This window comes from Algoriphagus aquimarinus (genome assembly GCF_900112005.1).
Classification (GTDB): Bacteria; Bacteroidota; Bacteroidia; order Cytophagales; family Cyclobacteriaceae; genus Algoriphagus; species Algoriphagus aquimarinus.
In genome coordinates, this window is the sequence record NZ_FOKK01000004.1 from 48,875 (window position 1) to 67,810 (window position 18,936).

Annotated in this window: 17 protein-coding genes; 8 read left to right on the top strand and 9 right to left on the bottom strand. The window is 38.2% G+C overall.

Annotation, left to right across the window (positions count from 1 at the left end; translation table 11 throughout):
* The first annotated feature begins 18 nt into the window (after positions 1-18).
* The 8 genes from BM291_RS06165 to BM291_RS06200 all read left to right on the top strand — a co-directional run bounded on the left by BM291_RS06165 (position 19) and on the right by BM291_RS06200 (position 12,284).
* Positions 19-1,497, top strand: coding sequence for a RagB/SusD family nutrient uptake outer membrane protein (locus BM291_RS06165; protein ID WP_092895938.1), 1,479 nt, complete (start codon positions 19-21; stop codon positions 1,495-1,497).
* Between the two features lie 85 nt (positions 1,498-1,582).
* Complete coding sequence (locus tag BM291_RS06170) at positions 1,583-2,983, top strand: sulfatase family protein (protein ID WP_092895412.1); 1,401 nt, start codon at positions 1,583-1,585, stop codon at positions 2,981-2,983.
* A 363-nt stretch (positions 2,984-3,346) separates the two neighbouring features.
* Positions 3,347-4,642, top strand: a complete 1,296-nt coding sequence (locus tag BM291_RS06175; RefSeq protein ID WP_092895414.1) for a serine hydrolase domain-containing protein — start codon at positions 3,347-3,349, stop codon at positions 4,640-4,642.
* 1,114 nt (positions 4,643-5,756) lie between these two features.
* On the top strand, positions 5,757-7,601 hold the full coding sequence (locus tag BM291_RS06180) for a hypothetical protein (RefSeq protein ID WP_092895416.1): 1,845 nt from the start codon (positions 5,757-5,759) through the stop codon (positions 7,599-7,601).
* Positions 7,602-8,308: 707 nt separating this feature from the next.
* On the top strand, positions 8,309-8,653 hold the full coding sequence (locus BM291_RS06185) for a hypothetical protein (RefSeq protein WP_139229050.1): 345 nt from the start codon (positions 8,309-8,311) through the stop codon (positions 8,651-8,653).
* 179 nt (positions 8,654-8,832) lie between these two features.
* A complete protein-coding gene (locus BM291_RS06190; RefSeq protein ID WP_139229051.1) occupies positions 8,833-9,213 on the top strand; it encodes a hypothetical protein in 381 nt (126 codons plus the stop codon).
* Positions 9,214-9,263: 50 nt separating this feature from the next.
* Positions 9,264-10,922: an SLC5/6 family protein gene (locus BM291_RS06195; RefSeq protein ID WP_092895940.1), complete on the top strand. Its 1,659-nt coding sequence runs from the start codon at positions 9,264-9,266 to the stop codon at positions 10,920-10,922.
* 393 nt (positions 10,923-11,315) lie between these two features.
* Positions 11,316-12,284, top strand: a complete 969-nt coding sequence (locus BM291_RS06200; RefSeq protein ID WP_092895422.1) for a hypothetical protein — start codon at positions 11,316-11,318, stop codon at positions 12,282-12,284.
* Between the two features lie 476 nt (positions 12,285-12,760).
* Here BM291_RS06200 and BM291_RS06205 read toward each other — a convergent pair whose 3' ends face one another.
* From BM291_RS06205 to BM291_RS21875, 9 genes are all read right to left on the bottom strand, one after another.
* Positions 12,761-14,302 (bottom strand): Fic family protein, encoded by a 1,542-nt coding sequence (locus BM291_RS06205; protein WP_092895424.1) that lies wholly within the window; start codon positions 14,300-14,302, stop codon positions 12,761-12,763.
* 145 nt (positions 14,303-14,447) lie between these two features.
* Positions 14,448-14,663, bottom strand: a complete 216-nt coding sequence (locus tag BM291_RS06210; protein WP_139229052.1) for a hypothetical protein — start codon at positions 14,661-14,663, stop codon at positions 14,448-14,450.
* 41 nt (positions 14,664-14,704) lie between these two features.
* A complete protein-coding gene (locus BM291_RS22495; protein WP_394333445.1) occupies positions 14,705-15,082 on the bottom strand; it encodes a type II toxin-antitoxin system death-on-curing family toxin in 378 nt (125 codons plus the stop codon).
* A gap of 6 nt (positions 15,083-15,088) precedes the next feature.
* Positions 15,089-15,469 carry a RhuM family protein gene (rhuM, locus tag BM291_RS22220; RefSeq protein WP_317045647.1) on the bottom strand — a complete coding sequence of 127 codons (381 nt, stop codon included), beginning with the start codon at positions 15,467-15,469 and terminating at the stop codon, positions 15,089-15,091.
* A gap of 430 nt (positions 15,470-15,899) precedes the next feature.
* On the bottom strand, positions 15,900-16,859 hold the full coding sequence (locus BM291_RS06220) for a HipA domain-containing protein (protein WP_175499653.1): 960 nt from the start codon (positions 16,857-16,859) through the stop codon (positions 15,900-15,902).
* Positions 16,852-17,187, bottom strand: a complete 336-nt coding sequence (locus BM291_RS06225) for a HipA N-terminal domain-containing protein (RefSeq protein WP_092895428.1) — start codon at positions 17,185-17,187, stop codon at positions 16,852-16,854. The genes BM291_RS06220 and BM291_RS06225 overlap by 8 nt, the downstream gene beginning before the upstream one ends.
* Complete coding sequence (locus BM291_RS06230) at positions 17,162-17,383, bottom strand: helix-turn-helix transcriptional regulator (protein WP_092895430.1); 222 nt, start codon at positions 17,381-17,383, stop codon at positions 17,162-17,164. The genes BM291_RS06225 and BM291_RS06230 overlap by 26 nt, the downstream gene beginning before the upstream one ends.
* 252 nt (positions 17,384-17,635) lie before the next feature.
* Positions 17,636-18,238 (bottom strand): uracil-DNA glycosylase family protein, encoded by a 603-nt coding sequence (locus BM291_RS06235; RefSeq protein ID WP_092895432.1) that lies wholly within the window; start codon positions 18,236-18,238, stop codon positions 17,636-17,638.
* 493 nt (positions 18,239-18,731) lie between these two features.
* Entirely contained in the window at positions 18,732-18,899 is a 168-nt protein-coding gene (locus BM291_RS21875; protein WP_139229053.1) for a helix-turn-helix domain-containing protein, read from the bottom strand.
* Positions 18,900-18,936: the final 37 nt, after the last annotated feature.

The window sequence follows — 18,936 nt, forward strand, 5'->3', positions numbered from 1 at the left end:
AAGCTAAACTATTGCATTATGAAAAAGTTACTATATATAGTTCTCTTATTTACTATTACTTCCTGCGCGGATGATTTCTTGGAAATTTATCCTGATACCACACTGAGTGAGGGTAATTTCTATCAATCTCAGCAGGAATTTATTCTCTTGGCAAATGGCTGTTATATCCCGTTGCGAGACATTGAGAAAAATACTCACTGGGTTGTTTCAGAATTGATCTCAGACAATACCAGTTTTCAGTACAATATCTTAACTGGTGAGGCTGTGAGAGGTGTTATTGATCAGTTTATCATCACTGCGGACAATAGAGCCTATGCTGAGTTTTGGAATTTATCCTACAACGGGATAAATAGAACTAACAAGCTATTGGTTGAGATAGATAGGCCTGAAGTAGAGTGGACAGACTTGGCATATAAATACAGGTCTTCAGGAGAAGCTTATTTCCTTAGAGCTTTATATTACTTTAATCTGGTAAGGCAATTTGGAGGTGTTCCATTAGTCCTCACTCCAATTAGCGCTCAGGAAGCACTTAAAATGGGTAGAGTAAGTGAGGAAGAAATTTATGCCAGCATCATCAGTGATTTGAATTCAGCAATAGAGCAGTTTTCAATGGCGACCAAGTTGGAGGAAAATGGAAGAGCCAATTTGTATTCTGCTCATGGTTTATTGGGCAAGGTTTATTTGACAATGAAAGAGTATGATAATGCGGAAAAGTCGCTGAAAAAAGTGATTGATTCTAACAAATATTCTCTATTGCCAAATTATGCAGATTTGTATGATCCAAGTAACAAAGACTATAAGGAAACCATCTTTAGTGTGCAGTATTCAGAAAATAGCAGGGAACTTTCCAATCGATTTATTTTCATGTTCGCACCTTGGAGTTCAAAAGGTAGTATTACGCAGCGTCCTAATATTAATATTATTTCAGCAGGTTGGAATCAGCCAACTACGGACTTGCTAAACGCTTTTGAAGATGGTGATAAAAGAAAAGACGTCTCTATAAAGTTCTGGAATGGCCCTGATTGGGATGGTGCGGTGAGAGATATACCCTACACTGGAAAATTTAAACCTCCAATTTCTGCTCCTGATGATCGTACAGGAGATAATTTTCCAGTTTTAAGATATTCCGATGTGCTGCTGATGTACGCTGAGGTACTAAATCAACAGGGTAAAACAGGAGAAGCAACGTCTTATGTTCAACAAGTTCGTGACCGGGCAGGTCTGAAGGCTTCCTTGGCAGGCTATGGAAAAGCACAGCTTGAAGAGCTAATAGCTAAAGAGCGTCAAGTTGAGTTTTGCTTTGAGAATCAGCGTTGGTATGATCTGAAAAGAACAGACAAAGCGGTAGAAGTAATGACTGCTCATGGTAAGCGGGAGTTGGCGCAGAAGGATTTCCTTTACAACAGCGCCTACCAAATAGATCCTCATAAACTATTGGCTCCGCTACCAGCAGAGCAAATACTCATAAATAGTTTAACCCAAAACCCAGGATATTAAAATGGATTTTATAACGATTTTGCCTTCAACTCGGTCCTATAATTTTCGGTTGATCTTTAGCTTATTGTCCTTTCTCTTATTTGCAATGCCTTTTAAGCTATTTGCACAAAGTGAGAAACCCAATGTGATTTTCATTCTAGCAGACCAATGGCGTGCAGACGCTGTTGGATATGCTGGAAACAAGGATGTAATCACACCAAATTTGGACAAATTAGCACAGGAGAGCTTGGTTTTCGAAAATGCGATTACTGTTATGGCAGTTTGTGCTCCTTGGAGGGCTAGTTTTCTTACAGGTCAATACCCTCTAACGAATGGTGTTTTTTACAATGACAAACCGCTAGCAACTGAAGCCGTAACTATGGCTAAGATTTATAAAGATGCTGGATATCAGACTGGTTATATTGGTAAGTGGCACTTGAATGGGCATGCTCCGGGTGAGCATCCATTTAGTGCAAGGGATTTGCCAGTACCAAAAGAACGCAGGCAAGGGTTTGATTATTGGAAAGTGCGAGAAGTGTCACATGATTATAACGACTCTTTTTATTTTGACGAAAATGATGAAAGGCATGTTTGGGAAGGATATGATGCTTTCTCCCAAACGGATAGTGCTATCAGTTATATAAAAAAGAACAAGAAGAATCCTTTCCTTTTGGTAATGTCCTGGGGACCACCTCATAACCCATATCAAACTGCACCTGAGAAATACAAAGCAATGTATGACCCTGCTAAAATTTCCCTCAGGCCAAACGTTCCCGAAAATTTGAGAGATAGTGCAAGACAGGTAATTGCCGGTTACTACGCTCATATTACAGCGCTGGATAAAGCGATGGGGGATTTGTTACAAACTTTGGAATCAGAGGGTCTAGCGGACAACACGATTCTTGTATTCACCTCAGAGCATGGAGACATGCTTTTTTCTAAAGGGGTTCTTCGAAAACAAAGACCTTGGGATGAATCTATCAAAGTTCCTATGCTGCTGAGATATCCTAAGGGTATTTCTAAACCAAGAACTATAGCAAACCCGATTGATACTCCAGACTTATTGCCAACTCTATTGGGGCTTAGTGGCTTGAAAACACCAAAAACTGTCGAAGGGACAGACTTTTCCGCTCAGTTGAAGGCAGGAAATGATATAGATAATGAGGCCGCTTTAATCATGCTTCCAGTGCCTTTTCATGAATGGCAATTTAAAAATGGAGGTAGGGAGTTTAGAGGTATAAGGACTCAACGCTATACATATGTGAAGGATTTACTAGGTCCTTGGCTGTTTTATGACAATAAAACAGATCCTTATCAAATGGATAATTTGGCAGGTCAGGCAGAATATAAGGAATTACAAGACTCTTTAGAAAAAGTGCTTAAAGCCAAACTGAAGAAAACTAAGGACGATTTTCTTCCTGCTGATGAGTACATGACAAAATGGGGTTATTTATACGATATGCAGGACAGCATCAGAGATGTTAATTACCTCAACATTAACCGTTGATTTTATAATCATACATGCGAATGGATGGATTTTAAAGTCCGTAAAGTGATTAAGCAAGTTGGATAGCTGGGTTTGTATGTTGAAAACCGATGGGTCGATGACCTGTCGGTTTTTTGTTTCAGTTGATCATAGTATAGATGTGTTTACTATTCAAAATTGAAGGAAAATCCTATCCACACAATTTCCCTCTGGCCCAAAGCCATCTTCTGTAAACGGATGCATCTGCGGGAGGATAGAAACGAGACAAACTGAGTTCTAAATAGCCATCGATTAGGGAAGGGCTTCAAGCAAGGAAACCACTCATACTCTTCCCATTTATTTTGCCGCAGATTTTTGCATATTTAAGGATAAAACTAGTCCCTAATGAAAAAATTTCTGCTTTCGTTTTTCCTATTTACTTCAGTGATTCAACTTGGGTTTGCTCAACGGGAACTGATCCTTGCCGAGCCAGCTGCGCTAGGATTTAATGAAGAGTTCATCAACCACAAAGTGGATTCTATAATGAAAATGGGCATGGACAGTTTGGCTTTTCCAGGTGCACAACTTTTGATAGCAAAAAACGATACGGTTATTTTTCATAAAGCCTTCGGGTATCATACCTACGACAACATCCAACCTGTAGCACTGAACGACTTATACGATTTGGCTTCTGTTACCAAAATTGCTGGGCCTTTACCTGCCATAATGAAGTTGGTGGACGAAGGGAAACTTGATCTGGATAAACCTTTCAGCAACTATTGGAAGCCTTGGAGAAACAGAAAGGACAAAAAAGACTTAACGCTTCGGGAGATTTTGGCCCATCAAGCAGGTTTAATCCCTTACATAGTGTTTTTGGATGAAGTCGTTCGGAAAAACGGCAAGGTCAAAAGAAGATTTGTGCATCATTCGCCCGATAAAAGATTTCAAGGACAAGTATACGATGGGCTTTATATAAACGATCGTTTCGAACGGAAAATGAACCGAATCATCAACCGATCCGAAGTATCCGATGAAAAGAAATACCTGTATTCAGGACTCACTTTTCTAATTTTTCCTTCTTTGATCGAGCAACTCACTGGGACCGACTATCAAAGCTATTTGGAAGAGAATTTCTATCAACCTATAGGTGCTCATACTTTGGGATATCTACCCGAGGGGAAAGGCTATGTTAACGACATTGTCCCTACCGAAGTGGATTCCCTCTTTAGAAAAACCCTAGTAAACGGATGGGTGCACGATGAAAATGCTGCGCTAAAAGGTGGGGTTTCGGGGAATGCAGGCTTGTTCGCAACGGCCGATGATTTGGCTAAATTGATGCTCTTTTATCAGAATTATGGCAGTGTGGGAGGCTCACAGCTCATTTCAGCCGAAACCGTGAAAGAGTTTACCGAGGTTCAATTCCGCGAAAACGAAAACCGCCGCGGCTTGGGTTTTGACAAACCACTCTTGAACAATGCCGAGCTTCCCTTGGCGGAAGCTTATCCTTCCCCTTTGGCAAGTCCCGAAAGTTTTGGTCACAGCGGTTTTACGGGAACTTTAGTCTGGGCTGATCCCGTAAAAAAGCTCACGTATATATTTCTATCCAATCGAGTTTATCCGTCTAGAGATCACCAGAAACTGTACAGTTTGGGTATTCGAGAAGCTTTGCAGGATGTATTTTACAGTGCAGAGCAAGAGTAAAATTCTAATGTGGAGACACTAGTCTAGTTTTTTTAACCTCACATGCGCAATGAACCCAAAGAATTACGCAAAGGAGATTATTAACGGAAAAAGCTCCGTAGGAGCGACATGTTTATAGCCATGGGTTTTAACCCATGGTTAAAAGATTACCATTTAAACCAACCTCCCGCGCAAAATCATCTTCTGGAAACGAGAAATTGTGCGGGAGGATAGGAAACGAATTTCATTTTTACCGCTAAGTCGCAGAGAGCACAAAGAATTCCGCAAAGAAGATTACTGTCGGCACTAGCTCCGTCGGAGCGAAATTATTATAGCCATGGGTTTCAACCCATGGTTAAAAGATTACCATATAAACCAACCTCCCGCGCAAAATCATCTTCTGGAAACGAGAAATTGTGCGGGAGGATGGGAAACGAATTTCATTTTTACCGCCGAGTCGCAGAGGGCACAAAGAATTCCGCAAAGAAGATTACTATCGGCACGAGCTCCGTAGGAGCGAAATTATTATAGCCATGGGTTTCAACCCATGGTAAATAGGACCACCACACAATTACCCTCCCGCGCAAAATCATCTTCTGGAAACGAGAAATTGTGCGGGAGGATGTAAACGGATTTCATTTTTACCGCCGAGTCGCAGAGGGCACAAAGAATTCCGCAAAGAAGATTACTATCGGCACTAGCTCCGTCGGAGCGAAATTATTATAGCCATGGGTTTCAACCCATGGTTAAAAGATTACCATATAAACCAACCTCCCTCGCAAAATCATCTTCTGGAAACGAGAAATTGTGCTGGAGGATGTAAACGGATTTCATTTTTACCGCTCAGCGGCTGAGGCCTACCTTACCCTAACTCCCGATGAGTAAAGCGATATCTGGAGTTAGGGTAAGGTAATCTGAAAAATACCCTATATAGGGTATTTTTTTGCGTCCAAAATCTATTTTCTTGCATATAGCCTTTTAGTTTCTGAAGAATACACCAACTTTTAATACCTGTCCGGTCTTAAATCCGGAAACCATCAGATAGTTTACTCATGTGCATCCTCTTAAGGATTGGTTCTTTTCGATTCAATTTTTTCGCAGATAGCTCTTTTTAAACCCTTATAAATAACCAGTCATGAAGCTTGAAAAGATCTTGGATAAACTCAGTTCAATTGAGAAAAATTCGTTCATTAAAATAATTGATAACATCATATCCAAAAGCAAGGAGAAGAGTAAAGAGATTGAAAAAATCCTTGCGCCGGACAATAAGGGTTTGAAAACAGTGGACAACCAAAACATCTCGAAGATTTTTGACTTGACTTCAGACGAGTTTACTGAATATGTTCAATGCGAGTTTCAAGAAGTAAATTCCCAGCTTGATATCCTGATAGATATCATCATAAGGGATGGTAACTGCATCATGCGTCAGGATTGGTTTTCACGACTATATGAAGCTGAACTCAAAGTGATCAATGGGAAAATCAAAGCTTTGTCAGTAGATTTTAAGGATGATAAGTCAGATCTTGGTCCGGAGCGTAAGCGTGATTACAGAATTTATCAAGCTTGTTTGTCGACAGCATTTTTCAATGACGTAGCCAATAACAGAGAAGCCAAAATAACTGCAGACGAACTTACCATCATTATTACTCTTTCAAAGGAGCTCGGTTTGTCTCAGGAAGAAATCAAATTGATCAATTACTCTATTCTGGGAGTCAAGAAGATGGAAATTCAGGAAGTTATCAATAATCTTAAAAACATAGGAGTGGTGTTCTATTCCAAAAAAGAAAACACTCTTTTTGTTGCAGATGAAATGGTTCGACTATTACGGAAAGTTCGTAATAAAGAGGTTGCGGATAAGTTTTTTAGAAGGACGCTAAAACTGCTTCGTGAACCCATTATCAACACGATAGCCAAAAATCATAACCTTGACAGAAAGCTTTCATACACTCAGAAAATTGAAGGTATTATCCATGCAGGAATTTCATTTACTGATTTACTCTTGGATGAAATTTACAAGGACGGAACTACACTGACCGATAAGAAGAAAATACTTAATGAGTTATGTGAAAAGGGACTGCAGATTCCAAATCTGAGAGGTAGTACACTTCAGGAAAAAATAGATAGCCTAATCCAATATTTTGAATCAGTAGAAAAGGATGAAAAAGTAGGGATCTCCGTGGATGGGTATGACAAGCTTTTGACTGACCTTCATAAGTCTATTCCTGCTTCGAACAAAGCCATGAAAGAACACTTTGAGCTCCAGGATGAATATGTATTAGATGCAGAGTTTTTACTCGATTATAACATCAAGCCACGTGATATATTAGATCTTATCGAAAAAACTGATCTCGACAAGTTCAAGAAAGACCATGGGGTAAAGCTTAGAGGAGATGATATTCTTAATATACTAGAGCACTATAAAGATGTGGAAAATCTCTATCTGGAGAATTACGAAAATGTAGGCTACCGAAACTATAACCAGCTGAAGGAGAATGGAATTCAGATCCGTGAGAGCGAATTGGGTGTCAAATTCGAAGAACTTACAAAAGTGATTTTTGAGGGTTTAGGATTTAATGTGGATGAGAAGTTTCGTCAAGAGCTGAATACACAGAAAGACCTCATGGATATTCTGATTAATTTGGGAAATAAGGAAGTAATAATTGTAGAGTGTAAGACGAGCAAAGAAAGCGGATACAATAAATTCAGTACAGTTTCCCGCCAGTTGAAATCTTACCAGAATATTGCTCTGAAAAACAACCTCCGGATCGTGAAGATCCTGTTGGTTGCTCCTGAGTTTAGTGATGATTTTGTGACTGACTGTGAAATGGATGTGGATATGAATCTCTCCTTACTTACAGCCTCTACCTTGCTGTCTATATATGAAGCATTTAAAAATTCAAAGTATATGACATTTCCTCATGTGCTCTTTCGGGATGTGGTGATTAATCAGGAACGGATAGTAAAGGCATTGAGTAAGTAATAAAATGGTTGATAGTCAACTTAAAACTTTATTACTTTAATAACAGCTAGCGAATTTATTCCCTGTTTAAATAATTAGGTATTATATAATGATTTCAAATCCGACTGTTACCCTAAATCTTGATTTTCTACCAGGGATTAATTACTTGCTTTTTCATGCACATATTCCCGTAATACGGAAGGTCATTGTTAATAATTCCTCTCCGGTTTTTGTTTCCAGCTGATTGGTGGAATTCTAATTGTCTAATCAACTTTGGACGCGATCAGTAGTGCAGATTAGGTTTTATTTATCTGATTTTTAATTCTTTACGCTATTAAAATTGCTGTAGAAATCGGTATTTTTTGATTTCTGATAGATACCTCTAAATTCGTCTAATTTTTAATTTGGATCTTATTGTCCTCAGTTTCCTAGCTATTATGAATTATGATTGACAAGGTATTTCAGCTAGGTTATTATTCTGTAAATCTTTCTAATTCAGTAACCATTTTGGGGCAGTGTTATCTTTAGGTGTCTTTATAGCAGAAAAATAGAGAAATTTGGGAAAGTGTCATCAGTTTGATTAGCTGTAAGCTATTGTTAATGAAGGGTTTATTTTGAATTTTCTAACAGGAATATTCTAGACGTAAGAATTTTTAAATAGCATTCGAAAATCACTTGCAAATCGATTTTTTATTCATGTAACTTGCAGACATTTCCTGGATAAAAAGATGTATAAAAAGCTTATTACGTACTTTCTTGGCCTAATTTGGCTCGTGAGTCTATTCGCTTTTATGTCATTTCAGCCTGATTCTGAACATAGCAGAACTGGAGAGCGGAGATTAGTGACAGTACAGGAATCTGTATCTCCTGCAGTTTATTTCTTCGGTTCCAACTACAGTCCAAAGACTCCACCGTTTTGCATTGATTGGTCTGTTTGGTCTAAGTTTAATTCGACCTGGATTCCATTTGAAGTTGAGGTTGGAGAGGCTTTTCTTCATTCTTCATTTTTTAAAAAGTCGCTTCCTTTATTTGATGTAAAGGAGACTTTTATCCATTTTTTCTATACCTGGTAGGGGTATAAAAAAGCCATGAGCCTTTAACTGGCTCAGTACTCTTTTTACATACCCTTACTATCATCACAATGTTTGAAATTGAACCTGTGACATTACTCATGTCATGCTTACTGATGTGCGCATTTAGCGTACCGTTCATTTATAATGGACAAAAAAATAAGAAGATAACCAAAGCCCTGATGGCAAAACTAGTTGATCTTGCCAAGTTTCAGGGAGCTAACCCTACCGAGATAGAAAGCTGGAGATTCCGCTATGCCTTGGGCTTGGATGTTAAGCATAATGTGCTAACCTATTTGCGTCAAGATACTGAAAGTCTGAGCTATAATTTGAATTTATCAGAGTTTAAAGCAGTCAAACTTATTAAGAAATATCAGGAGGTAAATGGTAAACCCCAGACTCAAAAACTGCCGGAATACGTTGCCTTGGAGCTTATTCCGGTTGCTTCAGGTGCGCAAGTGATCAGTTTGGAAATCTATGATGGTGAGCTGTATTCAGATCTGATGGGAGAGACTGTTATAGCCGAAAAGTGGGTTGGTATTTTGAATAAACAATTGAATTAAATCTAATCAAGGGTGTCCGCATGGGCACCCTTATTTTCTTGGTAAATTATATGGGAAAGCAAAGCGATTCCTGGGGCTCTAGGACAGGACTGATTCTTGCCATGGCAGGTAATGCAGTTGGACTTGGTAATTTTTTAAGGTTTCCAGTTCAGGCCGTCCAAAATGGAGGAGGAGCATTCATCATTCCGTACCTGGTCTGTTTTGTACTGATGGGCATTCCCTTGCTCTTTACAGAATGGTCTATAGGAAGGTTTGGTGGTAAGCATGGTAACCATAGCACTCCCTATATTCTGGATTCCATGAGTAAAAGCTCTTGGTGGAAATACATAGGCGTCTTTGGGATTTTTACCAACGTAGCTGTAGTAGCCTATTATACTTACATAGAATCCTGGACTTTTATATATGTAATACACACAGTACTTGGGACATTTACCCAAATGTCTCAAGCAGACGTCAGCGGGTTCTTTGTACACTATGTCAACTTGAGTGGCTCAAATTTTGGCATTCCCTTCCTTCCTGTTCTTGTCTATGTTTTGGTTTTGGGTATCAATATATATATCCTGTCTACTGGACTTGGCGGTATTGAGAAAGTAGCCAAAATAGGAATGCCACTTCTCATTATATTCGGAGCAGTACTAGCTTTCAAAGGATGGACTATGGGCGCCGAAAATGCATCTCCTTCTTTTCCGAATGCAAATGCCTGGGATGGAATCAATTTCCTATGGACCCCACAATATAGTTCCCTGTTAGATCCAAAAGTTTGGCTTGCAGCAGCAGGACAGATATTTTTTACCTTATCTGTGGGAATGGGCTCTATTCAATGCTATGCTTCCTATTTAAAGGAAAACGAAGATCTAGCACTGAATTCCCTCACTTCAGGTTTTACCAATGAGTTGGTGGAAATTGTACTGGGAAGCGCCATAGTTATCCCCATAGCTGCAGGCTTTCTTGGCCTAGACTGGGTGATCGAAAATGCCGGTTTCGGTATGGCTTTTCAAACAATGCCTTACCTGTTTGTGCAGTGGGGGGAAGTGTTCGGTGCTATAGCAGGTATTTGTTGGTTTGGTCTACTTTTCTTTGCCGGGATCACTTCATCACTCGCTATGGGAACTCCCTGGATGGGATTCATGCAGGATGAGTTTGGCTGGGGCAAAGCTAAAGGAGCCCTCAGCTTTGGTGTACTCGCATTGGTGATGGGATTGCCTACCATTCTTTTTTATCAATATGGATATTTTGATGAATACGATTACTGGGCAGGAACAGTGAGTCTAGTGGTTTTTGCCCTGTTGGAAATGATTTTATTTACCTGGGTTTTTGGGATGGATAAAGGTTGGTCGGAACTGAATCGAGGAGCAGATATACGCATTCCAGTTGCATACAAATGGATCATGAAATACATTACTCCAATACTATTGTTGCTGGTTCTCACGGCTGCATTGATCACACCTCAGGGAAATGATTGGGCTGGAGCTATTTCAGGCTTAGTAAACGGAGGGGGTTGGGAGCTTGACTCGGGGTCTCTGATTTCAAAGGTTTCTCATGAAGAATTAAAACTTCTCCTGATAAATGATCCGGAGAATGCTTTGGTGTACACTAATAAAATTTTCTTCTCATCTCTGGCAAGAATCCAACTGGTTGCCCTGTTTTTATTCATCGCTGGGTTGGTGTGGTATTCAGGTGTCAAACGTAAATCACTTTCCCATGAATAGTTCAGCCTTAATTCTCAGTATTACAGTTCAGCTGTTGGTGGTCTTGTTTACAGCTTATTGCTTTTACCAAGTGTTGAAGAAGCCCAAGTCAAATTGAAGTATATGTGTATACGCTTTAATGCATGTATTTTATAGTAATGCATGAAGTTCAAATTTGGCAATTCACTCCGCTGCGGCGGGTAAGGGGGATTTTTTACCATTAAAACCATGTAGAATTCTAGTACTTAAATTCATGCGGATATACCTATTAAAAATGACACATGGTATTTTATTAATCAGGTACAAACAAGTGTTTGTAGAGTTAAACTCTTTGTGTTTAGCGACTATTTTACTTTCAAAGTTTTAATCAATCCCGTCGAAAAAATGGGCAAAATCTACTTCTCTTAGCATACAATGCATTTACAACAGGTCATCCCTTTGATCGCCTTCATTTTGGCAACTTATTCTGTTATAGGTAATGATGTCATTCAGACATTAGGAACATTTCTTACGTCTAATCATAAAAAGAAATGGTGGGTTTTGTGGTTCTATGCAGGCTCCATTTTAACCATAGTACTGGTTTACGGTTGGATTACTCATCAGGGAGACGTTTCCTATGGTAGGCTGAACATGATTCCACTTCCGGAGAACATGCCTTATTGGTATATAATCCCGCCTATAGTTTTGATCATTCTTACCAGGTTTGGTCTTCCGGTTAGTACCACTTTTATGATCTTAAGTGTGTTTTCATCCCAGGCCGTTATTGAAAAGATGATCCTTAAGTCCGTTTTGGGATACGCATTAGCATTTGTTTTTGCCTTTGCGATTTATCTTTTGATAGCAAAACGATTTGAGTCAAAAGAAAGCATTTCCAGATCAGAGAAAGACAAAGCAAAAAAAGGCTGGCTGGTAGCACAATGGCTGTCTACTGGTTTGCTATGGTCGCAATGGTTGGTACAGGATTTTGCCAATCTCTATGTGTATTTACCTAGGCAATTGACTTTGATAGAATTGGTCACTTCCTTAATCATTATTTTGGTTCTAATGGCTCATCTCTTTAGATCCAGAGGCGGTAAGATTCAGGAAATTGTTCATTCTAAATCCAACACTCAGCATATTCGTTCGGCAACCTTTATAGATCTTACCTATGCCATCGTATTGTTTCTGTTTACAGAGTTGAGCAGCGTACCCATGAGCACCACTTGGGTATTTATCGGGATTTTGGCCGGTCGTGAAATTGCGATCAGTTACCGTCTCAACAAAAACGAAATCGGTAATTCCAGAAAACAAATATTTAGGGACTTATATAAAGTCAATATAGGATTGATTGTAAGTATTTTGCTGGCTTATGCAGTTGGAATGTTAAACGTAATGGAAGTATAGTAGGCGCGTATTTAATCTCAGACAAAGCTTTTTGTGTCAATAGGGAATGTTTCCTTGCATTGGAATGACTGGCTTTTCCCTTGCTCATTTAGGGGAAGGCGTTGATTTTTGGGCTAAAGTTTCATACAGACTCCACCTGTTTCAGTTTGTATCTAACTTTTTCATGTTCACGCCTAACATATTCTAATAACTACAAATAAGAAAAAACATAAAGCCCTATAAACATGATGATTATAGGGCTTTAATTGAATTTCTATTGATTTGTTCTGTTTGGAGGATTATTTGCCGATACAGAAAGTGTAGTTATTTGTTAGTCAGTATGTTAACGTTATTTCGGTACAAATTCGGTACAAAAATCTGTAATTATCGAATTTTGTAGGCTTATTTCAATAAAAAATTTAACTTTTCAATGGTGGATAATTTTCAAAGTTGACACCCACATCTGGCTTATCTTAATTATTGATTTACTTGAAGTTTCAATTCCCAAATATCAAACTATATTCTTTCTCAATCTCTAAGACCTCATTAGAGGAGAGGTCTTTAAACTCCTTAGTTTTTGCCCGACTTGAAAGTTTTCCGTTGTTCTGCTCCAAAAACCTTAATAAGAGCGCAACCATATCGTCGGGCATTTCGAAAGTCTCGTCGGCAAAATTTTTAAACTCCTCAAATTTTGTCAGATAGTCAACCTCCTCAGGCAAGATGTTTTCGATGGTATCTTTTACACATTTATATAGAAACTCCACCTGTCTTGTTGCGTCAAAGTAACGGTAATAGTCTATGGTTTCATTAAGTACTTCTAGATTATGATCTTTGGTTTCTTTCCACTCGATCAAATCCAATAGTGGAATAGAGTAGGATTCCAACACTGATCGATAATCTGATATGCTATCAAGAATAGCTGCAGAAATTGGAAAAATCAGACCTTGCTTAGAAAATTGTTTCTTTGCCAATACATGATGGATCAAGTATCGGTGGATACGACCATTTCCATCGACAAATGGGTGAATAAATACAAATCCAAAGGCGATAACTGCAGCTGCCATAATAGGGTCGGTATCATCCAATAGTAAAAGGCGGTTTGATTCCATGAGTCCAGTCATCAAAGATTCAATGTCTTGAGGCTTTGCAGAAATGTGATCGGGTAGTGGAGAGAATGTATCCTTATCTCGTTCTCCCACAAATCCACCTTTTTTACGGTAGCCCATCTCAATAAACCGTGTATTCTCAATAACTAGTTGCTGTAATCGGCAAAGCTCTTCATGACTAAGGTCTTTTACTCCCGCCTGACCAATCGCCTGACTCCATCGTGCTGCCCTTTTACTTTTAGGGCTTTCACCTTCAATCGTGAAAGATGCCTTGGAATCCTTTAACAAAAGAAAGGCAGCAGCTCTTTGTAAGATACTCTTCCGGATACCTTTTAAATACTGATCGTTTAATCTGACAAAATCCTGAGATGCGTACTCTTTAATTTTTTTGCTTTTACGCACCAAAGGACAAAAGTTGACTGTACCAGGCAGGTTATTGACAATACGATGTCTGGGTGACTTTTCTCCTTTTGACAAACTGAATTGTAGCTTATCATCAAGAAGGGTCACATAGTTTTTAATGATTAAGTCAGGTATAGGGAGCTTTTTTTCCATTAACCATTCATATAGAAACCAAATTCTGCGGGAATATTGCCCGGTTACCTCTATGGAAAGTAGCTCGAGAATTTCTCTTTCACTTAGTTTTTCAAATAGTTTTTTGAGTATTAACAAATTGATTCCTTCATATTTTAAAGCAAATACGAGATGGTGGTAGCAGCTTTCCTCTGGTTGGTATCGGGGAGTGAAAACCATCCAGGCTTCAGTTTGATAAGTTTTATGTTTTATGTTTATCAGTGCGATCACTTCAGGAATCGGAGTCTCCAATCCATAGTGTTCAATAATAGCTGGATAGCCGACGATATATCCACTTTCAGGTAGATTTCGGCCATGAAATGTGGGTGTATTAATTGAAAAGGAGGTATTATGATTCATTCTTCATGAAAAACAGGTTATCCAAAAATACTAGAAAAACAGGTTATTTATATGAAAAATGGGTAAAAAGATATACTTTTTATGAAAAACAGGTAGATTTTATTGTTGAAAAAATTTTTATGAACCAGATTCAGGTTATAACTGTCTACAAGTTTGTTGGAGCGCGTCTTTTGGCTTCTGCTAAAATCTCAGCCACGGATTTGTTGGATAGTCCGCTTTCCTCACCTTTGATAAGCTCAGTTCGAACCAATTCTTTACCTGCATTTCTTTCACCTTTCCAAAATAGGTTGCTCTTACGCTTTCGTAGATGTTTGGCCCATTCACCAGAAACTGTTAGATGCCCTTTTTTCTTATGTGCCATAATTTTGGGTTTTAAGATCCTTTTCTTTATTTCTTTCGCAATCAAGTGCGGTTCCTGTTCAGTACACTAATCACCAATTTTTTCACCGTGTCCATTTCGTCTGGCTTGCTGGATGCTATGAAAAGCGTTAAGCTGGCAAGTGCATCATTGCTAATGATTGAAATTCCCTGGCTATTGTGAAGTAAATCATTCGACTGCAAAAAGAGAAGAAAGCAAGCTGCAGCAATTCGTTTGTTACCATCTACAAAACCATGATTCTTCACCATCAGGTATAGGAGCGTAGCTGCTTTTACTTCCAGGGTAGGATAGAAGTCCTCTTCACCGAAGTCTTTACTGATTTGTGCTACTGCACTTTCAAAGCTTCCATCTTTTTCTTTTCCAAATACCCCGGATTCAAAATTTGATCTTATTGATCCTATTACCGTTTAATATTGAGCTAATTCAGGATAAGTTGCTTTTCTCTTACTTAATCCCTTTTTGTCCAGGTTTTCATGATCATTATCATCAAGCAACTCTAAACCTTTTGCAAAATGGTTTAGGCAATCCAAGTTTAGGTTTTCTTCTTTTTGCTGAATTGCTCTACTTAAAATCCGAATGCCATCCTTAAGAGTTTGCACTTCCTGTTGTTTCTGAGCAAGTCTATTTTCATTGATTGCGTAGCCCTGCACTAAAAAATCATTAAGTCGCTTAGTTGCCCATTGACGGAATTTGATTCCTTGTTTGGAGTTGACTCTATAGCCAGCCGAAATGATTATATCTAAATTGAAGTGATCAATATTTCTTTTAATTTTCCTTTTTCCTGAAATTCAACTATCCTGAAATTCAGGATAGTTGAATCCGAAACACTTGATTCACTCCAGTCTGCATGGATTATATATGAGGAATAAAAAGTTGTTCTATAACTCATTTATTTGGCATTATTGAGCTATAGAAATCTCGAACGGTTGAACTACCGAGAATCACTCGGTAGTTGGATAATGGTTGAACCCAGTTTAAGGATATGAACTCATATTAAGGCATTACATAGCTCAGAAACCTGTTCCAAAATGGAACAGATTGGTTTTGACTTTTATCTTTCTGTTTAATGAACAGTTGCATTTACTGCAACACTTGCCTTTTCAATTCTTTCCAGAATTTTTCCTTCAAGATTAGTGATAAGATTATTATGATTTTGAAGTTAGAGTGGTGAGTCGGAATTCCCGACACAGCTATCCAAATATGCTAATTCCACCTATTTTAATCTGCACTTTCCGTGGTGAATCTCTTCGCGTTCAAAATTACCCCCTCTTTGTATTCTTTCTTGAGATCCTCATTTAAAAAGGACTTTTCAATTAACGTTAGAGCTTTGGGTAACCATTTTTGAAGCCTTTTATAGACACCTTTGATTTGCTTTTCATTGAGTTTCAAAACCATTCCAAGCCTATCAAAATACCCTTTGTTGAAATTCATTTTCTTTCCACCGAGTAGCAAAGCTGTATCTTCATTATCCTTTGGAAGAACGATTTTTACATTAAGCAGGTCATAAGCTGGAGATAAAGTCCAGCCGTGATCTGTTAGCCACATCGAAAAGTTTTTTAAATGCATGTCATTATTGCCAATGATGTAATTGAAAACACTCAGTTCAAAAAAACGCATTTTATCCAGTAGCGTATTGGCTGACATTTCACCAATCGTTTTCCCCAAAGTTTCCATCGTGCCTTTGTATTTATCTTCCAGTTCCAAAATCTGCATGAAGTCAATCATGTGTACTTTGGATTTATCCTCCTTGCGGTCTATACGCTTAGTGAGATAGGACAATTCCCCGGAAGCCAATCGAATCATAGTACAAGGCACTACTTCAATCTTGAATAATTCTGCCAATTTCATCGAAAGATGCTCGTTTTCTGGCATTTGGGGGTATTGGGCATTTTGAGGTTTCAGAATATACATTCCCTCCAAAGCATCAAGTATTGTCAAGCGCCCCTGATGCCCATCTTCCAATTCAGTCTTTATCCAACCCAATGATAATTTAGGCTGAACTCCAGGAACTGTAATGGAAACTTCTGCTGCCTGTTTTGCCAAAACTTCCATTTCAGACAATCGATAGGGCAGGAGAGGAGCATGCGTAGTTACAAAGAATTCTTTGATGCACTTAAGGTGATAATCTCCTGTAAGATTTGCATTTAGTGGTTCATAGCAGTGCAAGCATCTATTCATGTTCTTTATGGATAAAAGGATGGATACTTACTGCCCCAATGGCATTCTGACAACATGCCAAGAGTAATCCCATTCGATCATTTTTATTGATCTTCCAGCTTTCAGATGCGATATTTAATAGCCAACCTTCAGGGATTAAGCCATCAAAAAAAGGAAATAAGCGCTTACTACGGTAAGGTCGAGTTGTCACAGGCATATTGAAGGTGACAAATTGCTTTGGGTATTTTTGAATATACAATTCATCGTAAAGAAATATGTATTCACCATTGTCCTCCTCGGTCAAGGTTCCTGCTAATTCATTATTATACTTCACTATCCCTTGTCGCATCTATTTCATGGATTGGTGTTAAAACATGGCCAAACATACTCAATACCTGGTTTACCTTCAGTAAGCTTAGATTTTCTTTACCTTGCTCGATCTTTCTGATGACCGTAAGTGCTACGCCGGCTTTGTCAGCAAATTCTTCTTGAGTTAAACCTAGTTGCTTCCTTCTGGCTTTTACAAATTCAGCTATGTGATTCATGTTGTATGTATTTGCATATAAATATATGAAAAAATTTATGATTATATGCTTTTGAGTATAAAATTAGGTGAAAAGTCTTTATTATATGCTTTTAGATATAGCTCGAATGAGTTCTTTCTTGGTTTTGATTTGTTCCTAGCCAGCACCACTTGAAATATCTGAGTTTATATAGATTCTGCCACAAAATGATGAACAATTGAATTATAAGCATTATGCAAAATTTGCATAGTGCATTTGTATTCTTCTGAACCATCAATCAGCAAATAGAAAATCCTTGTACTGATTTAATCTTTTGTTAAGTCCATCTACACCTAGATTTCTTAAACCACTAGGTGAAGGGGAATATAGAATCCTTACCTGATACATTTTACCATCGATCTTGAGAGATTGTTTTTTCTTGTTTTCCTTGTCGATATGATGAAATGACTTGAAGTGTTTATTGACTTCTATTTTTACAAATTCACTCGTGTAAATCAAAGTAGTAATGGATGGATGCTCAATCAGTAGTATACTAAGATCCTTTCTGGAAATAACATCTAATTTATCATCTGAAGCTGATTGATTTTCTCTGCTGCATTCTGAAATGATATCAGTAATTCCAATTCCATGAGCTGCCAATAGTGACTTGCGCTTCTCTATAGCCTTGGTGGTATTTGACCTTTCTAAGTGCTCACAAAATACCTCTCCAATTAGACCCCAAAAAGCATTGTCTTTACTTCCATAGTAGAAATCCACATCAGTGTCATATAGTTTTTTTGAACTTTGATTACAGAATCGCGCTGGAGGGATAGTTCCAATTATTAGACGAGTAGCTCCTGCTGGAATGAATGGAATATAGGGATGTATAGAATTCATATGTAATTATTTAGGAAGATTTGATTGTGAACTAGCTCAACCCTAGAACTTTCAGGCAAAGAAGAAATCCAAAACTTCATTCTAAATATAAGTTCCTTAACCTACGATAAGGTGGGTAGGAGAGAGAAATATACTTTCCAAAAAAAAAATCAAAATATAAAATTCGGTTACTTAATTTTTAGGTAACTCAAAAGCCATATCCTCCTTTATTGGATCAGCTACATTTAAGGTAGGAAGCATATATTTTTCAAACCCGGTTTTCTCTAGTTTTGCATGCAATACGCCTCGGGCTGTACAAATAGTTAAAACTTTCAAGTGAGTAAGAAAACCCTTTGTTATTACGTATTTCTCTGATTCAGAATTTAAAAGTGCTTTGAAGGCTTGCTTTTCAACATCAAAATTGCATCCAAATTAAGCGCCTAAATCAACTTTTCACCTAATACCGATTCAATTTTAGCTAAGCTTTTCAAGGTAAAATTATGAGTTCCCTGCATCATTTACTGATTTCAGACTCTTTCTTGCCCATAAGATGGGCTAAGTCACGTTGGCTTTTACCTTGATGTTGTAGTAAATCATAGATTCTATTGACAATGTCAAACGAATGATCTACATAACGCTTCACTTCATCACTTACTTGAATTGATTCGTAAATTGCGCTCATAGGATTTTGTTTGAAATATTCCGATCTGTGGGACACA